The organism is Bosea sp. OAE506 (assembly GCF_040546595.1).
GTDB lineage: Bacteria > Pseudomonadota > Alphaproteobacteria > Rhizobiales > Beijerinckiaceae > Allobosea.
In genome coordinates this window covers 4,404,633-4,426,909 of the sequence record NZ_JBEPOB010000001.1, presented here as the reverse complement: position 1 = coordinate 4,426,909, position 22,277 = coordinate 4,404,633, and the positions used below count along the sequence as shown (strand labels likewise).

General features: G+C 70.4%; 20 protein-coding genes and 2 pseudogenes. All 22 read left to right on the top strand.

Annotated elements, in window-relative coordinates; all coding sequences use genetic code 11:
- Window positions 1-55: 55 nt before the first annotated feature.
- The 22 genes and pseudogenes from ABIE41_RS21540 (at window position 56) to ABIE41_RS21430 (ending at window position 22,272) form a co-directional block, all read left to right on the top strand.
- Entirely contained in the window at window positions 56-625 is a 570-nt protein-coding gene (locus ABIE41_RS21540; RefSeq protein ID WP_192642272.1) for a head-tail connector protein, read from the top strand.
- 3 nt (window positions 626-628) lie between these two features.
- Window positions 629-973: a phage head closure protein gene (locus ABIE41_RS21535; protein ID WP_192642271.1), complete on the top strand. Its 345-nt coding sequence runs from the start codon at window positions 629-631 to the stop codon at window positions 971-973.
- Window positions 970-1,380: a DUF3168 domain-containing protein gene (locus tag ABIE41_RS21530; protein WP_192642270.1), complete on the top strand. Its 411-nt coding sequence runs from the start codon at window positions 970-972 to the stop codon at window positions 1,378-1,380. Before ABIE41_RS21535 ends, ABIE41_RS21530 begins: the two co-directional genes overlap by 4 nt.
- 31 nt (window positions 1,381-1,411) lie before the next feature.
- The gene (locus ABIE41_RS21525; RefSeq protein WP_192642269.1) at window positions 1,412-1,822 is read left to right on the top strand and encodes a phage major tail protein, TP901-1 family; all 411 of its coding nucleotides are present in this window, start codon (window positions 1,412-1,414) and stop codon (window positions 1,820-1,822) included.
- 10 nt (window positions 1,823-1,832) lie between these two features.
- Window positions 1,833-2,201, top strand: coding sequence for a gene transfer agent family protein (locus ABIE41_RS21520; protein ID WP_192642268.1), 369 nt, complete (start codon window positions 1,833-1,835; stop codon window positions 2,199-2,201).
- Window positions 2,198-2,401 (top strand): phage tail assembly chaperone, encoded by a 204-nt coding sequence (locus ABIE41_RS21515; RefSeq protein ID WP_354193521.1) that lies wholly within the window; start codon window positions 2,198-2,200, stop codon window positions 2,399-2,401. The genes ABIE41_RS21520 and ABIE41_RS21515 overlap by 4 nt, the downstream gene beginning before the upstream one ends.
- A gap of 36 nt (window positions 2,402-2,437) precedes the next feature.
- Window positions 2,438-3,034, top strand: coding sequence for a phage tail tape measure protein (locus ABIE41_RS21510; RefSeq protein ID WP_192642266.1), 597 nt, complete (start codon window positions 2,438-2,440; stop codon window positions 3,032-3,034).
- Between the two features lie 11 nt (window positions 3,035-3,045).
- Window positions 3,046-3,685 (top strand): annotated as a pseudogene (locus ABIE41_RS21505) (phage distal tail protein, Rcc01695 family).
- A 13-nt stretch (window positions 3,686-3,698) separates the two neighbouring features.
- Complete coding sequence (locus ABIE41_RS21500) at window positions 3,699-4,580, top strand: DUF2163 domain-containing protein (RefSeq protein ID WP_192642264.1); 882 nt, start codon at window positions 3,699-3,701, stop codon at window positions 4,578-4,580.
- Window positions 4,577-5,020, top strand: coding sequence for an NlpC/P60 family protein (locus ABIE41_RS21495; protein WP_192642263.1), 444 nt, complete (start codon window positions 4,577-4,579; stop codon window positions 5,018-5,020). Before ABIE41_RS21500 ends, ABIE41_RS21495 begins: the two co-directional genes overlap by 4 nt.
- Window positions 5,020-8,937 (top strand): annotated as a pseudogene (locus tag ABIE41_RS21490) (baseplate multidomain protein megatron). Before ABIE41_RS21495 ends, ABIE41_RS21490 begins: the two are co-directional and overlap by 1 nt.
- 56 nt (window positions 8,938-8,993) lie before the next feature.
- Window positions 8,994-9,314 carry a PepSY domain-containing protein gene (locus ABIE41_RS21480; RefSeq protein WP_192642262.1) on the top strand — a complete coding sequence of 107 codons (321 nt, stop codon included), beginning with the start codon at window positions 8,994-8,996 and terminating at the stop codon, window positions 9,312-9,314.
- 41 nt (window positions 9,315-9,355) lie between these two features.
- Entirely contained in the window at window positions 9,356-10,024 is a 669-nt protein-coding gene (locus ABIE41_RS21475; RefSeq protein ID WP_066725926.1) for a response regulator transcription factor, read from the top strand.
- Between the two features lie 9 nt (window positions 10,025-10,033).
- Window positions 10,034-11,404, top strand: a complete 1,371-nt coding sequence (locus tag ABIE41_RS21470; RefSeq protein WP_192642261.1) for a sensor histidine kinase — start codon at window positions 10,034-10,036, stop codon at window positions 11,402-11,404.
- Window positions 11,405-11,480: 76 nt separating this feature from the next.
- Window positions 11,481-12,581 (top strand): c-type cytochrome biogenesis protein CcmI, encoded by a 1,101-nt coding sequence (gene ccmI / locus ABIE41_RS21465; RefSeq protein ID WP_192642260.1) that lies wholly within the window; start codon window positions 11,481-11,483, stop codon window positions 12,579-12,581.
- Window positions 12,578-13,108, top strand: coding sequence for a cytochrome c maturation protein CcmE (gene ccmE / locus ABIE41_RS21460; RefSeq protein ID WP_192642259.1), 531 nt, complete (start codon window positions 12,578-12,580; stop codon window positions 13,106-13,108). The genes ccmI and ccmE overlap by 4 nt, the downstream gene beginning before the upstream one ends.
- A 7-nt stretch (window positions 13,109-13,115) precedes the next feature.
- Window positions 13,116-15,101, top strand: coding sequence for a heme lyase CcmF/NrfE family subunit (locus ABIE41_RS21455; RefSeq protein WP_192642258.1), 1,986 nt, complete (start codon window positions 13,116-13,118; stop codon window positions 15,099-15,101).
- 5 nt (window positions 15,102-15,106) lie between these two features.
- Window positions 15,107-15,586 carry a cytochrome c-type biogenesis protein gene (locus ABIE41_RS21450; RefSeq protein WP_192642257.1) on the top strand — a complete coding sequence of 160 codons (480 nt, stop codon included), beginning with the start codon at window positions 15,107-15,109 and terminating at the stop codon, window positions 15,584-15,586.
- Between the two features lie 138 nt (window positions 15,587-15,724).
- Window positions 15,725-16,903, top strand: coding sequence for a trypsin-like peptidase domain-containing protein (locus ABIE41_RS21445; RefSeq protein WP_192642256.1), 1,179 nt, complete (start codon window positions 15,725-15,727; stop codon window positions 16,901-16,903).
- Window positions 16,904-17,076: 173 nt separating this feature from the next.
- On the top strand, window positions 17,077-17,760 hold the full coding sequence (locus ABIE41_RS21440; RefSeq protein WP_192642255.1) for a winged helix-turn-helix domain-containing protein: 684 nt from the start codon (window positions 17,077-17,079) through the stop codon (window positions 17,758-17,760).
- Window positions 17,744-19,306: a sensor histidine kinase gene (locus ABIE41_RS21435; protein WP_465247099.1), complete on the top strand. Its 1,563-nt coding sequence runs from the start codon at window positions 17,744-17,746 to the stop codon at window positions 19,304-19,306. Before ABIE41_RS21440 ends, ABIE41_RS21435 begins: the two co-directional genes overlap by 17 nt.
- A gap of 11 nt (window positions 19,307-19,317) precedes the next feature.
- The gene (locus ABIE41_RS21430) at window positions 19,318-22,272 is read left to right on the top strand and encodes a bifunctional [glutamine synthetase] adenylyltransferase/[glutamine synthetase]-adenylyl-L-tyrosine phosphorylase (RefSeq protein ID WP_192642254.1); all 2,955 of its coding nucleotides are present in this window, start codon (window positions 19,318-19,320) and stop codon (window positions 22,270-22,272) included.
- Window positions 22,273-22,277 lie beyond the last annotated feature (5 nt).

The window sequence follows — 22,277 nt, the reverse complement described above, 5'->3', positions numbered from 1 at the left end:
GGAGGGGTTCGATAGCGCGTCGGCTCCCGCAATTGAACCCCGCATCGGAGCGACCATGACGCCGCTTGCCCTGACCCCGCCGGCCCAGGAGCCGGTTTCGCTGGCGGAAGCCCGCGCCTTCCTGCGGCTCGACCAGACAGCGGAAGACGACCTGCTGGCGACCCTGCTCACCGCTGCGCGGCTGATGGTGGAGGCCGCGTCGGGCCGTCTCCTCGTCGATCAGGCCTGGCGAATCGTGCTCGACCGGTGGCCGGAGGGGGGCGAAATCCGTTTGCCGCTCTCGCCCGTCGGCACGCTCACCGCCGCCCGGGTCTATGACGCGCTCGGCGCGCCGCAGCCGGTCGCCGCGACCGCTCTGGAACTCGACCGGACGGCGGATCCGCCCGTGCTGCGCATCGTCGGCGAGGTTCCCGAGATCGGCAGGCTGCGCGGCGCGATCGAGATCGACCTCGTCGCCGGTTTTGGGCCCACCGCCCAATCCGTGCCCGCGCTGCTGCGCCAGGCGGTGCTGCGGCTGGCGGCACGCTGGTTCGAGCATCGCGGCGATGTCGTCGGCCGCGATGCCGAGGCTCTGCCGACCGAAATCATGGCGCTGATCGCGCCCTTCCGCCGCACGAGGCTCTGAGCGATGGCGTCGAACCATCCGAACGGCAGCGAGGTCGGCGCGCTGCGCCGGCGCCTCGTTCTCGAAGCGCCGGTCGCGAGCGCCGACGGGCTCGGGGGCACGACCCAGGCCTTTGCGACCATCGCCGCTCTCTGGGCGCGGGTGGAGTGGCTGTCGGGTGCCGAGCAATGGCGTCGCGGGCGGCCCGAGCAGAGCGCGACCCACCGCGTGACGCTGCGCTGGCGTGCCGGTGTCGATGCGGGCCAGCGCCTGCGCGACGGCGACCATCTCTACGACATCCGCGCCGTCGCCGACCCTGATGGCGACCGGCGTCGCCTTGTCTGCCTGGTGCGGGAGCTTGGGCCATGAGCGACGCGATCCTCACCCTGCGCGCAGCGGTGCAGGTCGCGCTCGAGGCCGATGCCGGCCTCACCGCCCTCATCGGCCCGGGCCGCATCCATGACGAGGCGCCGCGTGGCGCTAACGGCGTCTATGCCGTGCATGGCGAGGTCGAGGCGCGAGACTGGTCGACCGGCAGCGAACGCGGCTGCGAGCAGGATTTTGGTCTCACCGTCTGGGCGGGCGAGAGCGGTTCCTCGCGGCTGGCGCTGGAAGCGGCTGCGCGCATCGTCACCGTCCTGGACGAGGCGATGCCGGCGCTGGCCGGGCACCGGATCGTCAATCTGCGCTGGCGCTCCAGCCGCCTGGCCCGGGACGGCGCCACCGGCCTCGCCTTCGTCGTGCTCCGGTTCCGAGCCGTGACGGAAGCGCTCTGAATTCAACGATCACGGGATGATGGAGGGCCGGATGTCGGCACAGAAGGGCAAGGATCTGCTGCTCAAGGCGGCGGATGCAGGAGGTGCGTTCGTGACGGTAGCGGGGCTGCGCGCCCGGCAGATCTCGTTCAATGCCGAGGCCGTGGACGTCACCCATTCGGAATCAGCCGGGCGCTGGCGCGAGCTTCTGGCCGGTGCCGGCATGCGCCGTGCCGCCATCAGCGGGGCCGGCATCTTCAAGGACGAGGCCTCGGACGCCTTGGTGCGCCAGATCTTCTTCGATGGGGCGATCCGAAACTGGCAGGTCGTGGTGCCGGATTTCGGCACCGTGACGGGCCCGTTCCAGCTCTCCAGCCTCGAATATCGCGGGGACCATGCGGGCGAGGTCACCTTTGACCTCTCGCTTGAATCCGCCGGCCAGGTCGCCTTTGCGGCACTGTGAGGAGAGGGCGATGGTCAACCGGTACCGGGGCGAGACGGCCCTGATGGTCGAGGGCCAGGCGTTGCCGATGCGGCTGACGCTGGGCGCTCTCGCTGAACTCGAGCAGGCCTTCGCCGTCGACAGCCTTCCCGCGCTCGGCGAGCGCTTTGCGACGGGGCGGCTGTCGGCGCGCGACGTCGCGCGAATCCTGGCAGCGGGGCTGCGCGGGGCCGGAAGGCCGCTCGGCGAGGACGAGGTCAGGGAGATGGCCTTCGATGGCGGGCTGAACGGCGGCATCCGAGCGGCCATCGCTCTGCTCGAGGCAACCTTCGGCGATACTACGGACGGTACGGCCACGCCGGAGGCCGATATCCGCCCTCCGGCGCCGCCGGCGGCCTGACGCCCCCGGCGGCGCCTTTTCCCTGGGCCGAGATCATGACCTTCGGGCTCGGCCGTCTCGGCTGGGCGCCCGACATCTTCTGGGACGCGACGCCGCGCGAGATCGCCGCGGCACTGAAGGCCCATCGCTACGGCCATGACGCCGGAGCCCCCGCACGCTCGGCGCTTCTGGCGCTCATGGCAGCCCATCCCGACGCCTGAATCGCGCCGCTCTCACTCCATCCCGAAAGGTCCGCCATGGCCGACGACGAGATCGACCTCTCCTCCCGCCTCTCCGACCTGCGGACCCTGGGCTCGCTGACCCAGAGCCTCGACAAATCGGCCGCGAGCTTCGGCAAATCGATCACCAACGCCTTCGCCAAGGGCATCATTGAGGGCAAGCGCTTCGACGAGGTGCTGCGCAGCGTCGGCCGTTCGATTACGGAGAGCCTGCTCAAATCGGCGCTGAAACCCCTCCAGAGCAGCCTGTCGAACCTGCTCGGCAGCGGGCTCAAGGGGCTCGCCGGCTCCTTCGGCGGGTTCGGCTTCGGCGGCTCGGGCGCCAGCGCCGCCCCCGTTGCGCCCTTCGCCGACGGAGGGGTCATCGCATCGCCGGCCTATTTCCCGCTCGGCCGGGGCCTCGGCCTGATGGGCGAGCGCGGGGCTGAGGCGATCCTGCCACTGAGCCGGGGGGCCGACGGCAAGCTCGGCGTCCGTTCGTCCGGCGAGGCGAGGCGGCCGCTCAATGTCGTCGTCCAGGTCTCTACGCCAGACGCCGACAGCTTCCGCCGCTCCGAGGCGCAGCTCTCCGCCGCCATCGCGCGGGCCGTGGCGCGCGGCAGCCGAGCGCTCTGAGGGAGGTGGTGATGAGCGATTTTCACGAAATCCGCTTTCCGACCACCATTGCGCGCGGAGCCCGCGGCGGTCCGGAGCGTCTGACGCAGATCGTTGCACTGGCCTCTGGCCGCGAGCGGCGCAACAGCCGCTGGGCCCAATCCCGCCGCCGTTACGACGCCGGCTTCGGCATCCGCACGCTCGACGCGCTGGCGGAGGTCGTCGCCTTTTTCGAAGAGAGGCGGGGCCGCCTTTACGGCTTCCGCTGGCGCGATCCGCTCGACTGGAAGAGTTGCGCGCCCTCCGCCACGCCTGCAGCGACGGACCAGGCGATCGGCACCGGTGACGGCATCACCCGCAGTTTCGCGCTCTGCAAGCACTACGGCATCGGCATCGCCCACCTATCGCAGGACGATCACCAAGCCGGTCGAAGACGAGGTGCTGATGGCGGTCGGCGGCGTGGTCGTCGATCCGGCTCATGTCACCTGCGATGCCGCGACCGGCCTTGTGACCTTTGCCGCCGGTCACGCGCCGCCGCCGGGTGCCGTCGTGACCGCTGGGTTCCTGTTCGAAGTGCCGGTGCGCTTCGACACCGACGCCATCGAGGTCGATCTCTCGGCCTTCGAGGCCGGCGAGATTCCGCGCATCCCCGTCGTCGAAATCATCCCCTGAAGCGAGCGGTGCCATGCGAGACATCCCCGAGGCCCTGGTCGCGCATCTCGCCCAGGGTGCGACGACCCTGTGCCGCTGCTGGAGCCTGACCCGCCGCGACGGCGTCGTGCTGGGCTTCACCGATCATGACGCGGCCCTTGTCTTCGACGGCGTGACGTTCGCTGCCGAGACCGGACTGGAGGCCGCGGAAACCGCGGCCGAACTCGGCTTCGCGATCGGCGGCGGCGAGGTTTCCGGCGCCCTCGCGGCGACCGGCCTGAACGAGGCCGATCTCGCCCGGGGGCTGTATGATGATGCCCGCGTCGCGGTCTGGCTGGTCAACTGGGCCGATCCCGACCAGCGGCTGCTGCTGGAGACCGGCTTCGTCGGAGAGATCCGGCGGGGGGACGGTGCCTTCACCGCGGAGGTGAGGGGCCTCGCCAAGGCCTTCGACGAGGAGCGGGGCCGGCTCTACACGCGCTCCTGCTCGGCCGACCTTGGGGATTTGCGCTGCGGGCTGACCATCGTGCCGACGCCCGCGACGGTCAGCGCGACCGACGGACGGCTCGGCTTCACCGCCGCTGCGCTGGCCAGCTTTCCCGACGGCCATTTCACCGGAGGGCGGCTCGTCTTCACGGCGGGCGCGAACACCGGCTTCGTCACCGAGGTGATGCGCCATGGCGCCAATGGCGACACCGCGTCGCTTCAGCTCTGGCAGGCACCGCCCTCGCGGATCGAGCCGGGTGACGCCTTTCAGCTCTCGCCGGGTTGCGACAAGAGCTTCGCCACCTGCCGGGGGCGGTTCGGCAACGGAGTGAACTTCCGGGGCTTCCCGCATATTCCAGGCAACGACTTCATCATCGGGGGCGTCCGGCCAGGCGACGGCGTCCTCGACGGCGGCAGCCTGTTCCGATGAGCGCGCCTCTGGAGCGGGCGGCGATCGTCGAGGCGGCGCGATGCTGGATCGGCACGCCCTATCATCACCAGGCCTCACTGCGCGGTGTCGGTTGCGACTGCCTTGGGCTCGTGCGCGGCGTCTGGCGCGATCTGCGCGGGCCGGAGCCAGAGGCGCCGCCTCCCCATACGCAGGACGGGGCCGAGCGGCTGGGGGCGGAGATGCTCGCCGAGGCCGCGCTGCGCCACCTCGTGCCGGTCGCGCCGGGGCAGGAGCGGCCCGGCGACGTGCTGCTGTTCCGCTGGCGCAGCCATCTGCCGGCACGCCATTGCGCGATCCTCTCGACGCCCGACCGCATCATCCATGCCCATGACGGCGCGCAGGTCGCGGAGGTCGCCTTCACCCGCTGGTGGCGCCGGCATCTGAGCCATGTCTTTTCCTTTCCCGGAGCGAGCGACTGATGGCGACTCTCCTTCTGCAGGTCGCCGGCAACGCGCTCGGCGCGGCTCTGGGCGGCCCGATCGGGGCCGTGATCGGCCAGGCGGTCGGCGGCATCGCCGGGGCGCGCATCGACCAGTCTCTGCTCGGCGGTTCGGCGGGCACGCGCAGTGTCGAGGGCCCGCGCCTCAGCGAGATCAGCGGGCTGGCCTCCAGCGAGGGCGCCGCCATCGCGCGCGTCTACGGCCGCGCCCGCATCGGCGGCCAGCTGATCTGGGCGACGCGGTTCGAGGAGGAGATCAAGGTTTCTGTCACGCGCAGCAAGACCGGCGGGAAGGGCAGCCCCAAGCAGAAGACCGTCGAGACCACCTACAGCTATTACGCCAATCTCGCGATCGGGCTGTGCGAGGGGCCGATCGCCTTCGTCCGCCGGATCTGGGTCGATGGGCGCGAACTCGATGTCGCGACCGTCGCCATGCGGGTGCACCAGGGTGACGAGGCTCAGGAGCCCGACCCGCTGATCGCTGCGAAGGAGGCGGGCGAGGCTCCGGCCTATCGCGGCCTCGCCTATGTCGTCTTCGAGCGCTTTGCGCTCGCCGACTACGGCAATCGCGTGCCGCAGTTTTCATTCGAGGTCGTTCGCGCCATCGAAGGACTCGGGCAGATGGTCCGGGCCGTGACTTTGATCCCGGGCGCCGGGGAGTTCGTCTACGAGACGCGCGCGGTCAGCCACGAGCCGGAAGCGGGCGTCAGCGAGAGCCTCACCCGGCACCAGCTCTACGGTGGCGCCGATGCCGACACCGCCATTGCCCATCTGATGGCGCTCTGCCCGAATTTGCGACGGGTCGCTCTCGTTGTGGCCTGGTTCGGCGACGATCTGAGGGCCGAGCAGTGTACGGTCGCGCCCCGCGTCGAGATCGCGCACAAGCCCACGGTAGGAGCCGAATGGACGGTGGCGGGGCTCAGCCGGGCCGGGGCTCGCGTGGTCAGCCAGGCCGATGGCCGCCCGGCCTTCGGCGGCACGCCTTCGGATGAGAGCGTGATCCGCCTGATCCGGCGGCTGCGCGACGACTATGGGCTCGAGGTCGTGCTCTATCCCTTTCTGATGATGGACATTCCCGCCGGCAACGCTCTGCCGGACCCGGCCTCCGGCGCCGCGGGACAACCGCATTATCCGTGGCGGGGCCGGGTGACCTGCTTCCCGGCGCCGGACGTCGGCGGCAGTCTGGACGGGACCGCTGCGGCCGCCACGCAGGTCGATGCCTTTGTCGGGACCCTGACTGTCGCGGATCTTGCAACCGAGGACGAGCGGGTTGTCTGCGCACAGCCCGACGAGTGGAGCTATCGGCGCTTCATCCTGCACTACGCCCGGCTGGCGCAGATCGCTGGTGGCGTCTCGGCCTTCGTGCTCGGCTCGGAGATGCCGGGCCTGACCCACGTCCGGGGCGCGGCCGGCTACCCCATGGTCGACGGACTGGTCGCTCTCGCCGGCGATGTCGCGAGCATTCTGCCATCGGCGACACTGACCTATGCGGCTGACTGGACCGAATATGGCGCCCATGTCCGCAATCACGGCCAGGATGTCGCCTTTCCGCTCGATCCGCTCTGGGCCTCACCGGCGATCGGCGCGATCGGCATCGACTTCTACCCGCCCTTGTCCGACTGGCGCGACGGCGCCGACCACGCCGACGCTTCCATCGCGTCGGGGCCGGCCGATCTCGCCTATCTCCGCTCCCGCCTGACTTCGGGAGAGGCCTATAACTGGTTCTATGCCGACGACACCGGCCGCGCCGACCAGACGCGCCTGCCGATCGAAGACGGAGCCTATGGCAAGCCCTGGGTCTTCCGGCCCAAGGATCTGGTCGGCTGGTGGACGCAGCCGCATATCGAGCGCGTGGGTGGCATCGAAACGCTGGCGACGCCCTACATCCCGGGCGCCAAGCCGATCTGGCTGACCGAGATCGGCATTCCGGCCGTCGACAAGGGTGCAAACGCGCCCAACGTCTTCCCCGATGCGAAATCCACAGAGGGCGGCGTTCCGCCCTTTTCGAGCGGGGCGCGGGACGATCTCGTCCAGGCGCGCGGTCTCGAGGCCATCCTCTCGGGCTTCGATCCGGCGCGACCCGGCTTCGAGGCGCATCGCAATCCGGTGCACCCGGTCAGCGGTCTGCGGATGGTCGACTCCGCCAACATCTTCGTCTGGAGCTATGATGCGAGGCCGTTCCCGGCCTTTCCCGATCTTGGCGGCATCTGGGCCGACGGCGCCGCCCACGACACTGGCCATTGGCTCAACGGCCGCATCGAAGGCACGCCGGCCGACCGCCTGCTGCGGCGCATCCTCTCCGATTTCGGTCTGCCTGCGGCCGACGGGATCGCCGTCGACGGCTTCGTCGACGGTTATGTGCTGGAACGCCCGCTTTCTGCGAGGCAGGCGCTGGAGCCGCTCGCCCAGGCCTTCGGCTTCGACGCAACGATGAGCGGCGGACGGCTGGTCTTTCGCGGCCGCGGCGGCACGGTGGCGCGGGTGCTGGGCCTCGACGATCTCGTGCTTGATCGGGAAGGGCGGCCCTATGCGCTGCGCCGGGCCCAGGAAAGCGAATTGCCGCTCGAATTGAGGCTCGGCTTCACAGATGGCGAGAGCGACTACCGCACGGCGGCAGTTTTGTCCCGACGGTTGGCCGGCGGCGCGCGGCGCGAGATCGGCGTGGAGACCCCGATCGTCACCCGCCTCGCGGAAGGCCAGCGCCTCGCGGATCGGCGACTGCAGGAGATCTGGGCCGGCCGCGAGGCCCTCGACCTCGAACTCTCGCCCGATCGGCTGGAGCTCGAGCCCGGCGACGTCGTGGCGCTCGCCGTCGATGACGGGGAAAGGCTGTTCCGCCTGACGCGGATCGAGGACGGGCCCACCCGCCGCGCGAGTGCGCGGGCGGTGGAACCTGCAATCTACCGCAGTGGCTCGCTCCCCAGCCTGCCGCGCCCGCCGCGCAGCGCACCGGCCCTGCCGGGCCGGCCGCTTGCCATCCCGCTCGCCCTGCCGATCGTGCGGACGCAGCCGCCGCCGCTGCTGTCCCTCGCCGCCTACGCCTCGCCCTGGCCGGGCGCGCTCGCCATTTGGCAGGCCGACGACGCAGGGTCCTTTGCGTTGCTGCGACTGATCGAGGCGCCGTCGATCGCCGGCGAGACGCTGACGGTGCTGCCGCCGGGGCCGCTCTGGCGCAGCGACCGCCACGCCGTGCTAGATATACGCCTGCGCGGCGGCGTTCTCGCATCAGTGACCCCCGAGGCGGCGCTGGCGGGTGCCAATGCGATCGCCTTGCTCGATGCGACGGGCGCGGTCGAGATCGTGACGGCCTCGCAGGCCGAGCTGATCGGGCCCGGGCGTTTCCGCCTTTCGGGCCTCGTGAGGGGCATCGCGGGCTCCTAGCCCGCCGCCGGGAGGAGCCTGCCAGCCGGCTCGCGGGTCGTCGTGCTCGACGGAGCAGCCGTCACTCTCACCGATGATCTCGCCGATCTGGGCGTGGCGCGGCGTTACCGCATCGGACCCGTTCAGCGCGACATCGCCGATGCGAGCGTGGTCGAGATCACGGCCGCAGCCGGTTCGGCTGCGTTGCTGCCCTTGGCTCCCGTCCATCCCCGTGCTCGCCGGGAGGCCGAAGGCATAAGGCTGTCCTGGATCCGGCGCACGCGCATCGACGGCGATTCCTGGGATCTGGCCGAGGTTCCGCTGGGCGAGGAGACCGAGCGCTGGGAGATCGCGGTCAGGCAGGAGGGGATCGAACTGCGGCGCACGACGACGCAGGAGGCGGTCTGGCTCTATCCCGCGGCCTCGGAACTGGCCGATTTTGGCGCACCGCAGCCGCAGATCGAGATCGTGATCGCCCAGATCAGCGCGGTGGCAGGGCGCGGGCACGAATACATTGGACGACTGCCCGTGCGCTGACATAATCGCCGCGATCCGCAGCATTCATGGCGTGTTCACGCGTGCAGGATTAGCCGATGTCGACCATGCCCTTCGAAACCGTCATCGCCCTGTCCCTGCTGGCGCCGCCCTTGCCGATCGTCACGATCGACAATCCGGAGCCGATTGCCTGCCTGTCCGCCGACGAGACGCGCGACGCGGTGGCGGAGGGGAGGGTGATCCAGCCCGCGCAGGCCTCGCGCCATGCCCGCCAGGCCGCGCCCGGCGAGGTCGTCCGCATCCGCCTCTGTCGGCAGGGGGATGAATACGTCTATGTGGTGACCACGCTGAAGCGCGATGGCCGAGTCGCCCGGGTGACGCTCGAGGGCCATTCGGGCAAGGTCGGCACCATCCGCTGAGCCCGCTGGTCTGGGGCCCGCCCAACAGGAGATGACCCGCCGTGAGACTGCTCGTCGTCGAGGACGACAAGGACCTCAACCGCCAGATCGTCACCGCGCTGGAGAATGCCGGCTACGCCGTCGACAAGGCCTTCGACGGCGAGGAAGGGCTCTATCTCGGCGAGACCGAGCCCTATGACGCGGTGATCCTCGATCTCGGGCTGCCGAAGGTCGACGGCGTCGCCGTGCTCCAGGGCTGGCGCCGCGCCGGCAAGACCATGCCGGTTCTGATCCTGACCGCGCGCGACCGCTGGAGCGACAAGGTCGGCGGCTTCGACGCCGGCGCCGACGACTACGTCACCAAGCCTTTCCATGTCGAGGAACTGCTGGCCCGCGTCCGCGCCCTGCTGCGCCGCGCCGCCGGCCACGCCACCTCCGAACTGGTCTGCGGCCCGGTGCGCCTCGACACCCGCGCCAGCCGCGTCGTGGTCGACGGCAACCCGGTCAAGCTGACGTCTCACGAATACCGGCTGCTGGCTTATCTTATGCACCATCAGGGTCGCGTCGTCTCGCGGACCGAGCTGGTCGAGCATCTCTACGACCAGGATTTCGACCGCGATTCCAACACGATCGAAGTTTTCGTGGGGCGGCTGCGCAAGAAGCTCGGCGTCGAGGTGATCGAGACGGTCCGCGGGCTGGGCTATATCGCAGCGGCGCCCGAAAAAGTCTGATCGCTACCGATGCCGATCCGCTCGCATCGCTACTCGCTGGGCGCGCGGCTCTTCATCTCGGCGGCGATCTGCTGTGCGCTGGTGCTGATGCTGGCCGGCTTCGGCCTGACCACGTTCTACCGCCGCTCGGCCGAGCGTGGCTTCGACGAGCGACTTAGCGTCTACATCAAGGAACTGATCGCCGACCTCGCCGCGCCGCCCGAGACCGAGCGGCAGGCGATCGGCGATCTCGGCGAGCCCCGTTTCGACCTGCCGCTCTCCGGCTGGTACTGGCAGATCATCCGCCTCGACGGCGAACGGCCGAGCATTCGCGCCTCGCGCTCGTTGGTGGGCGGCCAGTTGCCGAAATTGCTCGACCAGCCGATCGCGCCCAATGCCCGTGGCCTGCGCGAGAGCTACATCTCAGGCCCCGACGACCGGTCGCTGCGCATTCTCGAGCGCGAGATCGATGTCGGCGAGGATGGGCGTTTCACCGTCGCGGTCGCGGCCCCCTCGGACGAGATCGACGCCGATATCCGCGATTTCCGGCTCGCTCTCACGATGACATTCGTGCTGCTGGGACTTGCCCTCGTCGCCTCCACCATCGTTCAGGTGCGCTACGGACTGCGCCCGTTGAAGCGGCTAGGCGCCGCGGTCGGCATGGTCCGCACCGGGGAGGCGCCGCGCATTGCCGGGAGCTATCCGCCCGATCTCGCCCCTTTGGCGGGCGAGCTCAATCTTCTCATCGACGCGAATCACGAGATCCTCGACCGCGCCCGCACGCAGGTCGGCAATCTCGCCCATGCGCTGAAGACACCCCTCAGCGTCATGCTGAACGAGGCCGAGGCGGGCGACGGCAATCTGCCGCAGACGGTGCGGACCCAGGCTGCCGTCATGCGCGACCAGGTCCAGTATTACCTCGACCGGGCCCGTGCCGCGGCCCTCTCCGGCGCGCTGGGCGGCGTCACGGAGGTCGCCCCCTCGCTGGATGCGCTGATCCGGACCTTCGCCAAGATCTCCCAGGGCCGAGTGATCGCCGGCAGCCACGCCGTCCCGGGGTCGGTGCGCTTCCGGGGCGACCGGCAGGATCTCGAGGAGATGCTGGGCAATCTGCTCGACAACGCGTTCAAATGGGCCAGGGCGAAGGTGACAGTGTCGCTCGACCGGCCCGACGGGGCAGGGCGCATCACCCTGCTGATCGACGATGACGGCCCGGGCCTGCCTGACGAAGCGCAGGCCGATGTGCTCAAGCGCGGCCGCCGCCTCGACGAGGCCACCCCCGGTTCCGGCCTGGGCCTCTCCATCGTCGTCGATCTCGCAAAGCTCTATGGTGGAGAACTCGCGCTCGAGCGCTCGCCGCTGGGCGGTCTACGCGCCCGCCTCATCCTCCCTTCGGTCTGACCATGCCCATGCCGCGTGACCCTATGTCGCCATCTTCGGACATGAAGCCGACGCCGGTTTTGGCTATGAGCGTGGCATGCTGATCTGGATCATCTTCGCGCTCATGACGGGGGCGGCGATCTTCGCCCTGCTCTGGCCGCTCGGGCGGGGCCGCGCGCTGGCCTTTGCCGATGTCGCGGATGCCAGGAGCCTCTACCGCTCGCAGCTCGGCGAGATCGACCGCGATCTCGGGCGCAGGCTGATCGGTCCGGCCGAGGCCGAGGCCGCCCGTGCCGAGGCAGCGCGCCGCCTGCTGCGCGCCTCGGGTGACGAGAGCGGCCCGGAGGGCGAGACCGAATCGTCGCTGCGCCGTCGCCGCGCGAGCTCGGCTCTGGCCCTGTCCTGCGTGCCGCTGCTGGCCTTGCTGGTCTACGGCGCCTATGGCTCGCCCGGCCGGCCGGATGAGCCGCTCGCGGCCCGCCTTCAGGCCGATTCCTCCCGCCAGGATTTCGCGCTCGCTCTCGCCCGCATCGAGACGCATCTCGCAGCCAATCCCACCGATGGCAAAGGCTGGTCGGTCGTCGCCCCGGTCTATATGCGCCAGGGCCGCTATGACGACGCGGCGACTGCCTTCGCCCAGGCGATCCGCCACGGCGAGGCCAGCGCCGAGGCTCATGCCGGCCTCGGCGAGGCGCGCACGCTGGCGGCCGGCGGCGTCGTCACCGCGGCGGCCCGCACGAGCTTCGCCGACGCCCTGCGCATGGACGCGAAGAACGCGCGGGCGCGCTTCTTCCTCGCGATCGGCCAGGAGCAGGACGGCGACGCGACGGGCGCGGCCGAGGCGCTGCGCACGCTGCTCGGCGAAGCCCCGGCCGACGCGCCCTGGGCGCAGGCGGTGCGGCAGAGGCTGGCGCGCCTCGATGCCGAGAAGGCAGGCGGCCTGGCCTCCCTTGCGCCGGCGGACCAGCAGGCGGCGATCCGTGCTATGGTCGACGGGCTCGCGGCACGTCTGCAGGCAGGCGGAGGGTCCCTGCCGGAATGGACCCGCCTGATCCGCTCCCAGGTCGTGCTCGGCGACAAGGCGGCGGCGCGCGAGGCGCTGGCTCTTGCGCGGACGCGACTTGCGCAGGATGCCGCGGCAGCGGCCGCGCTCGATGCGCTGGCGGAGGAACTGGCCCTGAAGGAGACCGCGCCATGACCACCGTCGAGCCTGCGCGGCCGCTCGCCGGGCGGCGCCGCTACACACGCAAGCAGCGACGGCTGCTGCTGATCGGCGCGGCGGGCGCGGTGCTGTGCCTGGCGGCTGGGCTGGTGCTGTTCGCGCTGCGCGACACCATCGTGTTCTTCTACGGGCCGAGCGAAATCGCCGAGAAGGGCGTGGCGCCGGGGACCCGCATGCGCTTGGGCGGGTTGGTCGAGCAGGGCTCGGTCACGCGCGGGCCAGGCCAGCGCGTTGCCTTCTCGATCACCGACAGCCGCACCGTCATCAAGGTCAGCTATGAGGGCCTGCTGCCGGATCTGTTCCGCGAAGGGCAGGGCGTGGTGACGGAGGGCGTGTTCCAGGGGGGTACGCAATTCCGGGCGGATTCCGTCCTCGCCAAGCATGACGAGACCTATATGCCGCGCGAGGTCGCGGATGCGCTGAAGAAGCAGGGGCACTGGCAGCCCGGCGACCCCGCTGCGCCGGCCGCGTCCTCCAAACCGGCCGCCAAGGCCGCACCATGAGGCGTTCATGATCGTCGAGATCGGCCATTTCGCGCTGGCGCTGGCGCTGGGCGTCGCCGTCGTCCAGTCGATCGTTCCGCTCTGGGGCGTGGCGCGTCACGATCGTGCACTCGCCAGTGTCGGCTCGGCCGCCGCCGTCACCTGCTTCATGCTGGTGGCGCTCGCCTTCGCGGCGCTCGTGACGTCCTATGTCCGCTCGGACTTCTCGGTCGAGAACGTCGTCGCCAACTCGCATTCGACGCAGCCGCTGATCTACAAATTGACCTCCGTCTGGGGCAACCATGAGGGCTCGATGCTGCTCTGGGTGCTGATCCTGACGCTGTTCGGGGCGCTGGTCGCGTTCTCGCGCCGTTCGCTGCCAGTGCGGCTGCGGGCCGGCACGCTCGCCGCGCAGGGCATAGTCACGGTCGCCTTCTTGGCCTTCACCCTGCTGACCTCGAACCCGTTCCGGCGGCTGGTGCCGGCGCCACCCGACGGCCAGGACCTCAACCCCATCCTCCAGGACCTTGGCCTCGCGATCCATCCGCCCCTGCTCTATGTCGGCTATGTCGGCTTCTCGATCACCTATGCCTTTGCCGTCGCGGCGCTGATCGATGGGCGCATCGACGCGGTCTGGGCGCGCGCCGTGCGGCCCTGGACGCTGCTGGCCTGGGTCTTCCTGACGCTCGGCATCGCGATGGGGTCTTACTGGGCCTATTACGAGCTCGGCTGGGGCGGCTGGTGGTTCTGGGACCCGGTCGAGAACGCCTCGCTGATGCCCTGGCTCGCCGGCACGGCGCTGATCCACTCGACCGTGGTGATGGAGAAGCGCGACGCGCTGAAGGTCTGGACGATCCTGCTCGCGATCCTGACCTTCTCGCTCTCTCTGCTCGGCACCTTCATCGTCCGCTCGGGGGTTCTGACCTCGGTCCACTCCTTCGCGACCGACCCCGCGCGCGGCCTCTTCATCCTCTGCATCCTCGTCTTCTTCGTCGGGGGCTCGCTCGCGCTCTTCGCCTGGCGGGCGCCACTGCTGCGGCAGGGCGGCCTGTTCGCGCCGGTCTCCCGGGAAGGGGCGCTGGTCGTCAACAACGTCTTCATCGCCACCGCCTGCGCCACGGTCTTCGTCGGCACGCTGTATCCTCTGGTGCTTGAGATGGTGACGGGCGACAAGATCTCCGTCGGCCCGCCCTTCTTCAACGCGACCTTCGTGCCCGTGCTGGTGCCGCTGCTGCTGCTGCTGCCGCTCGGCCAGACCCTGGCCTGGAAGCGCGGCGACCTGCTGGGCGCGGCCCAGCGCAACCTCGCCGCCTTCGCGCTCGCCCTCGTCGCGGCCTTCGCCCTCGTGGCTTGGAGCTGGGGCGGGCCGGTGCTGGCGCCGCTCGGCGTCGGTCTCGGTGTCTTCCTCGTGCTCGGCGCGGCCTTCGATCTCGGGGACCGCATCTTCGCCCGTGCCAGCGGCTGGCCGGCGATGCTGTCGCGGGCCAAGGGCCTGCCGCGCTCGGCCTGGGGCACGGCGCTGGCCCATGCCGGTGTCGGCGTCAGCGTCATCGGCATCGCCGCCGCCGCCTGGAGCACAGAGGCCATCGGCGTACTGAAGCCGGGCGAACGCCTGACCAGCGGCCGCTACACTGTCGTCCTCGAATCCGTCCTCCCCCGCAGCGGCCCCAATTTCAGGGCCGAGGTAGCGCGTTTCCAACTCTTCTCCGGCAATCGCGAACTCGCCCCGCTCGAGGCCGCCAAGCGCGTCTACACGGCACGCAACATGCCGACGACCGAGGCCGGCATCCGCACCGATGGCCTCAGCCAGGCCTATGTCGCGCTGGGAGAGCCGCAGGGCGACGGCTCCATCGCGGTGCGGCTGTACGACAAGCCGCTGATCCTGCTGATCTGGATCGGCGCGATCGTGATGTCCCTGGGCGGCGCGCTCTCGCTGACGGATCGGCGCTTCCGGCTGGCGGCACCGCGGCGATCGCGGGTAGAGCCCGCCGCCGCGCCGCAGCCGGCGGAGTGAGCGCCATGCGTCGATCCCCCTGGCCGCGGCTCGCGCTTGCCATCCTGCTGGCGATCGCCCCCGGGCTTCCGGTGCTGGCGGTGCAGCCGGGCGAGGTGCTGCCGGACCCGGCGATGGAGCGCCGCGCCCGCGCGATCTCCGGCGAGTTGCGCTGCCTCGTCTGCCAGAACCAGTCGATCGACGATTCCGACGCGCCGCTCGCCAAGGATCTGCGCGTGCTCGTGCGCGAGCGGCTCGTCGCCGGCGACAGCGACACGGCGGTGCGCGATTTCGTCGTGGCCCGCTATGGCGATTTCGTGCTGCTGCGGCCGCCCTTCGACCTGCGCACCGCGTTTCTCTGGGCTGCGCCGCTTCTCATCCTGCTCGCCGCGCTGCTCTTCACCTGGCGCAGGGGCCGGGCGATGCCGGCTCCCGACAGCGCAGCCCCGCTCTCGGAGGAGGAGCGTCGGCGGCTCCAGCGGCTCCTGGATTCCGAGGCGCCCTGAGCCGGGTCGGCGCTCCCCGGAAACAAAGCGTTACCTTACGAAATCGTCATCTTCGGGCGAAACCGGCGTAACGCGGGCCCCGTCATGGTCCTCATCACGAGCAGGGAAGGCCCTGCCGCTGATTTCGAGGTTTTCGCCATGACGACCCAGACCACCCCCTCCCGCTCCATCCTGAAGCGCGGCGCCCTTCTCGCCGGCGCCGCCACGCTGGGCATCGGCCTGGCCGCCGGCATCGCTGACGGTGCGCTGAAGTTCGACCATCCCGCCTTCGCCCAGCCGATCCAGCTCTCGGGCGTCCAGACCCAGCTTCCCTCCTTCGCCGACATGGTCGAGAAGGTGAAGCCCGCCGTCGTCTCCGTCCGCGTCAAGCAGACGATTGACGCTGCCGATGACGGCCAGGGCAGCCTGGACGACCTGCCGCCCGGCCTGCGTCGCTTCTTCGAGCAGCAGGCGCCGCGCGGCGCGGCCCCCAGCCGTCCGCAGCCGCGCCAGGGCATGTCGCAGGGCTCGGGCTTCTTCATCAGCCAGGACGGCTATGTCGTCACCAACAACCACGTCGTCGACAAGGCGTCCGAGGTCCAGCTCGTCACCGATGACGGCAAGACCCTGAACGCCAAGGTCATCGGCACCGATCCGCGCACCGACCTAGCACTGCTTAAGGTCACCGAGGGCGGCAGCTTCCCCTTCGTCCAGCTGGCGGCCGGCAAGCCGCGCATCGGCGACTGGGTGCTTGCGGTCGGCAACCCCTTCGGTCTCGGCGGCACGGTCACGGCCGGCATCGTCTCGGCCCAGGGCCGCGATATCGGCTCGGGCCCCTATGACGACTTCCTGCAGATCGATGCGGCGGTGAACCGCGGCAACTCCGGCGGCCCGACCTTCAACCAGAAGGGTGAGGTCGTCGGCGTCAACACCGCCATCTACTCGCCCTCGGGCGGCAATGTCGGCATCGCCTTCGCCGTCCCCGCCTCGACTGTGGAGCAGGTCGTCACCGCCCTCAAGAAGGACGGCACGGTGGCGCGCGGCTTCATCGGCGTGCAAATCCAGCCGGTGACGGCCGAGGTCGCGGAGGCGATCGGGCTGAAGGAGCCCCACGGCGCCCTGGTCGCCGCCGCCGAGCGCAATGGGCCCGCCGCCAAGGCTGGCATCAAGCGCGGCGACACGATCGTCTCGGTCGACGGCGTGGCGATCAAGGATGCCCGCGAGCTCTCGCGCAAGATCGCGACCTATGCCCCGGGCTCCAAGGTGAAGCTCTCCGTCTGGCGCGACGGCAAGGAGCGCGACCTCTCCTTCGAGGTCGGCAAGCAGCCGGCGGCCTGAATTCGGGCACGATGAACAGGCTGCCGACCGCGCGGTCGGCAGCATCAAGGGCAAGGCTCGTGTTCTCCCGGCAGTCCGTCGCCCCCGCGCCGGGAGACCAGCCTTCACCGCGGCAGGCCGGATGCGTATCCTCCGGCCTGCCGTTTTCGTCCGTTCTGGGATAGGCTTGGCCGATGCGACTGCTGATCGTCGAAGATGATGCCGAGGCTGCGGCCTATCTGACCAAGGCCTTCCGCGAGGCCGGCCATGTCGCCGACCATGCCGGCGACGGTCTCGAAGGCTACGCCATGGCCGAGGGCGGCGGCTATGACGTGCTCGTCGTCGACCGGATGCTGCCGCGCCTCGACGGTCTCTCGCTGATCCGCTCGCTGCGCGAGCAGAAGGACGCGACACCGGCCCTGATCCTCTCCGCCCTGGCGCAGGTCGACGACCGCGTGAAGGGCCTGCGTGCCGGCGGCGACGACTATCTGCCGAAGCCCTATGCCTTTTCCGAGCTGCTGGCGCGCGTCGAGGTGCTGGCGCGCCGCCGCGGCGCGCCAGCCTCCGAGCCCACCAGCTATCGCGTCGGTGATCTCGATCTCGACCGGCTCGCCCATCGCGTCACCCGCGGGAGCACCGAGATCCTGCTCCAGCCGCGAGAGTTTCGCCTGCTCGAATATCTGATGAAGCATGCCGGGCAGGTGGTGACGCGCACCATGCTGCTGGAGAACGTCTGGGACTATCATTTCGACCCCCAGACCAATGTCATCGACGTGCATGTCAGCCGCCTGCGCGCCAAGGTCGACAAGGGTTTCGAGCATCCGATGATCCACACGATCCGCGGCGCGGGATACATGATCCGTGACGCCGCTCGCTGAACCGGCCGCCGCCGCGGGGACGGCTCGCGCCGCGCAGCGCTTCCTGCCGACGCTGTTCCGCACCACCGCCTTCAAGCTGACGGCGGTCTACCTCGTCGTCTTCGCGCTCTTTGCCGGGCTGCTGCTCGGCTATGTCGCCTGGAACGCCAAGCGCCTGCTCGACGACCAGATCCGCTCCACCATCGACGCGGAGATCCAGGGCCTGGCCGAGCAGCAGCGGCAGGGCGGCATCCGGCGGCTCGTCAATGTCGTGGAGCGCCGCTCGCGCGCGCCCGGCGCTTCGCTCTATCTCGTCACCACCCCGGTCGGCGAGCGCATCGCCGGCAATGTCGAGGCGCTGCCGCCGGGCACGCTCGACCGGCCGGGCGAGGCCGAGATCGAATACGCCAGGACGAGCGAAACAGTGGACCGGCCGAGCCACGCGATCGTTCGCGTCTTCGTGCTGCCGGCCGGCTTCCGCCTGCTGGTCGGGCGCGACGTCGAGGAGCGCGAGCGGCTTGGCATCGTCATCCGCCGGGCCGCGGGCTGGTCGCTGCTCGTCGTCTTCGTTCTCGGCTGTTTCGCGAGCTGGTTCGTGGCGCGGCGCGTGCTCAAGCGCATCGACGACATGACCGGCACGGCGCAGTCGATCATGGCCGGCGACCTCAAGGGCCGCCTCGCCATCTCCGGCACGGGCGACGAGCTCGACCGGCTCGCGCTCAACCTCAACGCCATGCTGGAGCGCATCGGCGAGCTGATGGCCGGCATGCAGCAGGTCTCGGACAACATCGCCCATGACCTCAAGACGCCGCTGACGCGGCTGCGCAACCGTGCCGAGGAGGCGCTGCGCACCGCAAGCTCGCCGGACGAGCTGCGCGCCGCGCTCGACGGCTCGATCGACGAGGCCGACAACCTGATCCGCGTCTTCAACGCCCTGCTGATGATCGCACGGCTCGAGACCGGCCGCATCCAGGACAGCATGGACGGGCTCGACCTGTCGGAGATCGTTTCAGGTCTCGCCGAGCTCTACGAACCGCTGGCCGAGGAGGCGGGCCTGTCGCTCGTCACGGAGGTCGCGCCCGGCCTGCGGGTGATCGGCAACCGCGAACTGATCGGTCAGGCGCTGGCCAATCTCATCGACAACGCGCTCAAATATGGCGAGCCCGGCGAGGGCGGGCGCGCGCAGGTGATAGTCGCCGCGCGACGCGAGCGCGACGAGATCCTGCTCAGTGTCGCCGATCACGGGCCCGGTATCCCGGCCGAGGATCGCGCCCGCGTGCTCGAGCGCTTCGTGCGGCTCGATGCCAGCCGCAGCAAGCCCGGCTTCGGGCTGGGCCTCGCCCTGGCGGCCGGGGTGGTGCGCCTGCATGGCGGGCAGTTGCGTCTGGAGGACAATGCGCCGGGCCTGCGCGTGGTGATCGCCCTGCCGGCCGTCACGGCCCTGTCCGAGCCGCCGCCGGCGCCGGTCGAGACGGCCGGTCTCGCCAAGCCTGTGGACATGATGGCTCCGTCCGCGCGTCCTGGCTCGACAGCGGCGCCGAACCCTGTTGGCGTCCCCTCCCTCTGAAAGGGACTGCGATGACGGGGCGTCTGTGTGACAGGCTGAAGGCGGCGCCGGTGCTGCCGGCGCGGGCGCGGGCCGCCCAGCTTCTGGCGAAGGACCTGATCGAGCGCCTGCACGACGAGGCGGCCGCTCAGGCGCTGGCCGCGCATTTCGCCGGAAACGAGCGCAGTGCCGCGCTTGTTGCAGGGCTCGTCGCGCATTCCCCCTTCCTCACCCAGATCATGCGGCAGGACCCGACCGGGCTGCTCGCCTGCCTGACCGAAGCGCCGGAAGCGCGCCGCGATGCGCTTTTGCTCGAGATCGGGCAGGCGGGCGCCGCGGCGGGCGAGGCGCCCGAACTGATGCGTCTGCTGCGGCGCTTCCGGCGCAGCATGGCGTTGCTGATCGCGCTTGCCGATATCGGCGGCGTCTGGGACGTCGACACCGTTACGGCCGCGCTCACAGCGACCGCCGACAATGCGGTCAGGCTCGCCACTGATCACGTTCTTCGCCAGGCGGCCGATCTCGGGCGCATCCGCCTGCCCGATCGCGCCGATCCGGGAGCGGGCTCCGGCCTCGTCGTGCTCGCGCTCGGCAAGCACGGCGCGGGCGAGCTCAACTACTCCTCCGACATCGACATCGTCGTCTTCTTCGACCCCGATGTGGCGGAAGCCGCCGGCGTCTCCGAGCCGACCAGCTTCTACGTCAAGCTCACCCAGCAGATCGCCCGCATCATCCAGGAGCGCACGCCCGACGGCTACGTTTTCCGCGTCGATCTGCGCCTGCGGCCGGATCCCGCCTCGACCCATGTCGCCGTGCCGCTGCCCTCGGCCTATGCCTATTACGAGACCGTCGGCCAGAACTGGGAACGCGCCGCGATGATCAAGGCGCGGCCCGTCGCGGGGGAGTTCTCGCTCGGCCAGCGCTTCCTGAAGGATCTCGCCCCCTTCATCTGGCGCAAGTATTTCGACTTCGCGACCATCGCCGACATCCACGCGATGAAGCGGCAGATCCAGACGGTGAAGGGCCATGAGACGATCGCGGTCGCCGGCCACAATGTGAAGCTCGGGCGCGGCGGTATCCGCGAGATCGAGTTCTTCGTGCAGACGCAGCAGCTCGTCTTCGGTGGGCGTCGCACGGCGCTGCGCGGCCCGCGCACGCTGGAGATGCTGGCGGAGCTGACGCGGGAGGGCTGGATCACGCCCGCCGCCCGCGACGAACTGGCCGAGTCCTATCGCTGGCTGCGGACGATCGAGCATCGCCTGCAGATGCGCCATGACGAGCAGACGCAGACGCTGCCGAAGGCGGCGGCCGATCTCGAGGCCTTCGCCCGCTTCTGCGGCTATGCCTCGACGGCGGCCTTCGGCAAGGCGCTGACCGCCCATGCCCGCCGCGTCGAGGGCCACTACGCGCTCCTGTTCGAGGAGGGGCCGAGCCTCGCCAGCGAGGCGGGAACACTGAGTTTCACCGGCTCTGACCTCGATCCGCAGACGCTGGAGACGCTGCAGAAGCTCGGCTTCCGCCAGGCCGGGACAGCGGCCGAGACGGTGCGGGGCTGGCATTTTGGCCGCCGCGCCGCCGTCACCAGCGCCCGTGCCCGCGAGGTGCTGACGGAGCTGACGCCGGCGCTGCTCGTCGCACTGGGCCGCACCGCCGATCCCGACGGGGCGCTCGCCCATCTCGACAACGCCTTCGTTCGCATGCCCGCCGCCGTCGAGCTGCTGACGCTGCTGCGCTCGCAAGGCTCGCTGCTGACGCTCTTCGCCGAGATCCTCGGAAGCGCGCCGCGGCTGGCGAAGGTCGCGGCGCTTCACCCGCATGTGCTCGACGGCGTCATCGACCCCGCCTTCGGCCAGGCCTCGCTCGACGGCGATGCGCTGGTGCGCCGGATCCGCAGCGTCGTCGGCTCGCCGCCGCCCAGCGTCGAGGACGGGCTCGACCGGCTGCGCGATGCCGCACGGCAGGAGAACTTCCTCGTCGGCGCGCGTCTCCTCTCCGGCGTCTATCCGGCGCAGGCCGCGGCCCAGGCCTATTGCACGGTGGCTGAGGCCTGCCTGCGTGTGGCCTTCGACGACACGCGCGCGGCCTTCGTGGCCGATCACGGCGTGATCGAGGGGGCCCAGAGCGTGGTGGTCGGGCTCGGCCGGCTCGGTGCGGGCGAACTCACGCCGTCATCCGACCTCGACCTGATGCTGCTTTATGACCGGCCGGAGGATGCCGAGCCGAGCAGGGGCCGCCGCAGCCTCGATCCGGTGACCTGGCATGTCCGCTTTACCCAGCGCCTCGTCGCCGCGCTGACGGTGCCGACGCGGCGCGGCACGCTCTATCAGGTCGACATGCGGCTGCGCCCGTCGGGCAACAAGAGCCCGGCCGCGACCCAGTTCGCGGGCTTCGAGGCCTATCACCGCGGCGAGGCCGAGATCTGGGAGGAGATGGCGCTGACCCGCGCCCGGGTCGTGGCGGGCGATCCCGCGCTGGCGGAGCGCGCCGAGGCCTCGATCCGCGCGATCCTGAGCCGCCGCCGCGAGCCGGCGAAGGTGGCTGCCGCCGTCGCCCAGATGCGCGCCCTGATCGCGAAGGAGAAGGGCGAGAAGAATCCCTGGGATCTCAAGCTCGCCCTCGGCGGCCTGACCGATCTCGACTTCCTGGCGCAGTATCTCGTTCTGGCCCATGCGGCCGATCATCCGGGCCTGCTCGCCCGAGACACGATCTCGGTCTTTGCGGCGGCACGCGGTGCGGGCGTGCTGGCGGCGGCCGATGCCGCGGCGCTGGAGGAGGCCGCACGGCTGATCGGCGATGTTCAGCTCTGGCAGCGCTTCACGGTGGAGGAGGCGTTCGATCCCGCGGCCGTGCCCGCCCGGGTGATGACCCGCATCGCGACATCGGTGGGCCGCCCCGACACCAAGGTCCTGCGGGCCGAGCTGGACGAGGTGCGCGCCGGGGTGCGCGCCATCTTCAACCGTGTGCTGGGCGTCGCGCGTTCGGGCTGAGGTGG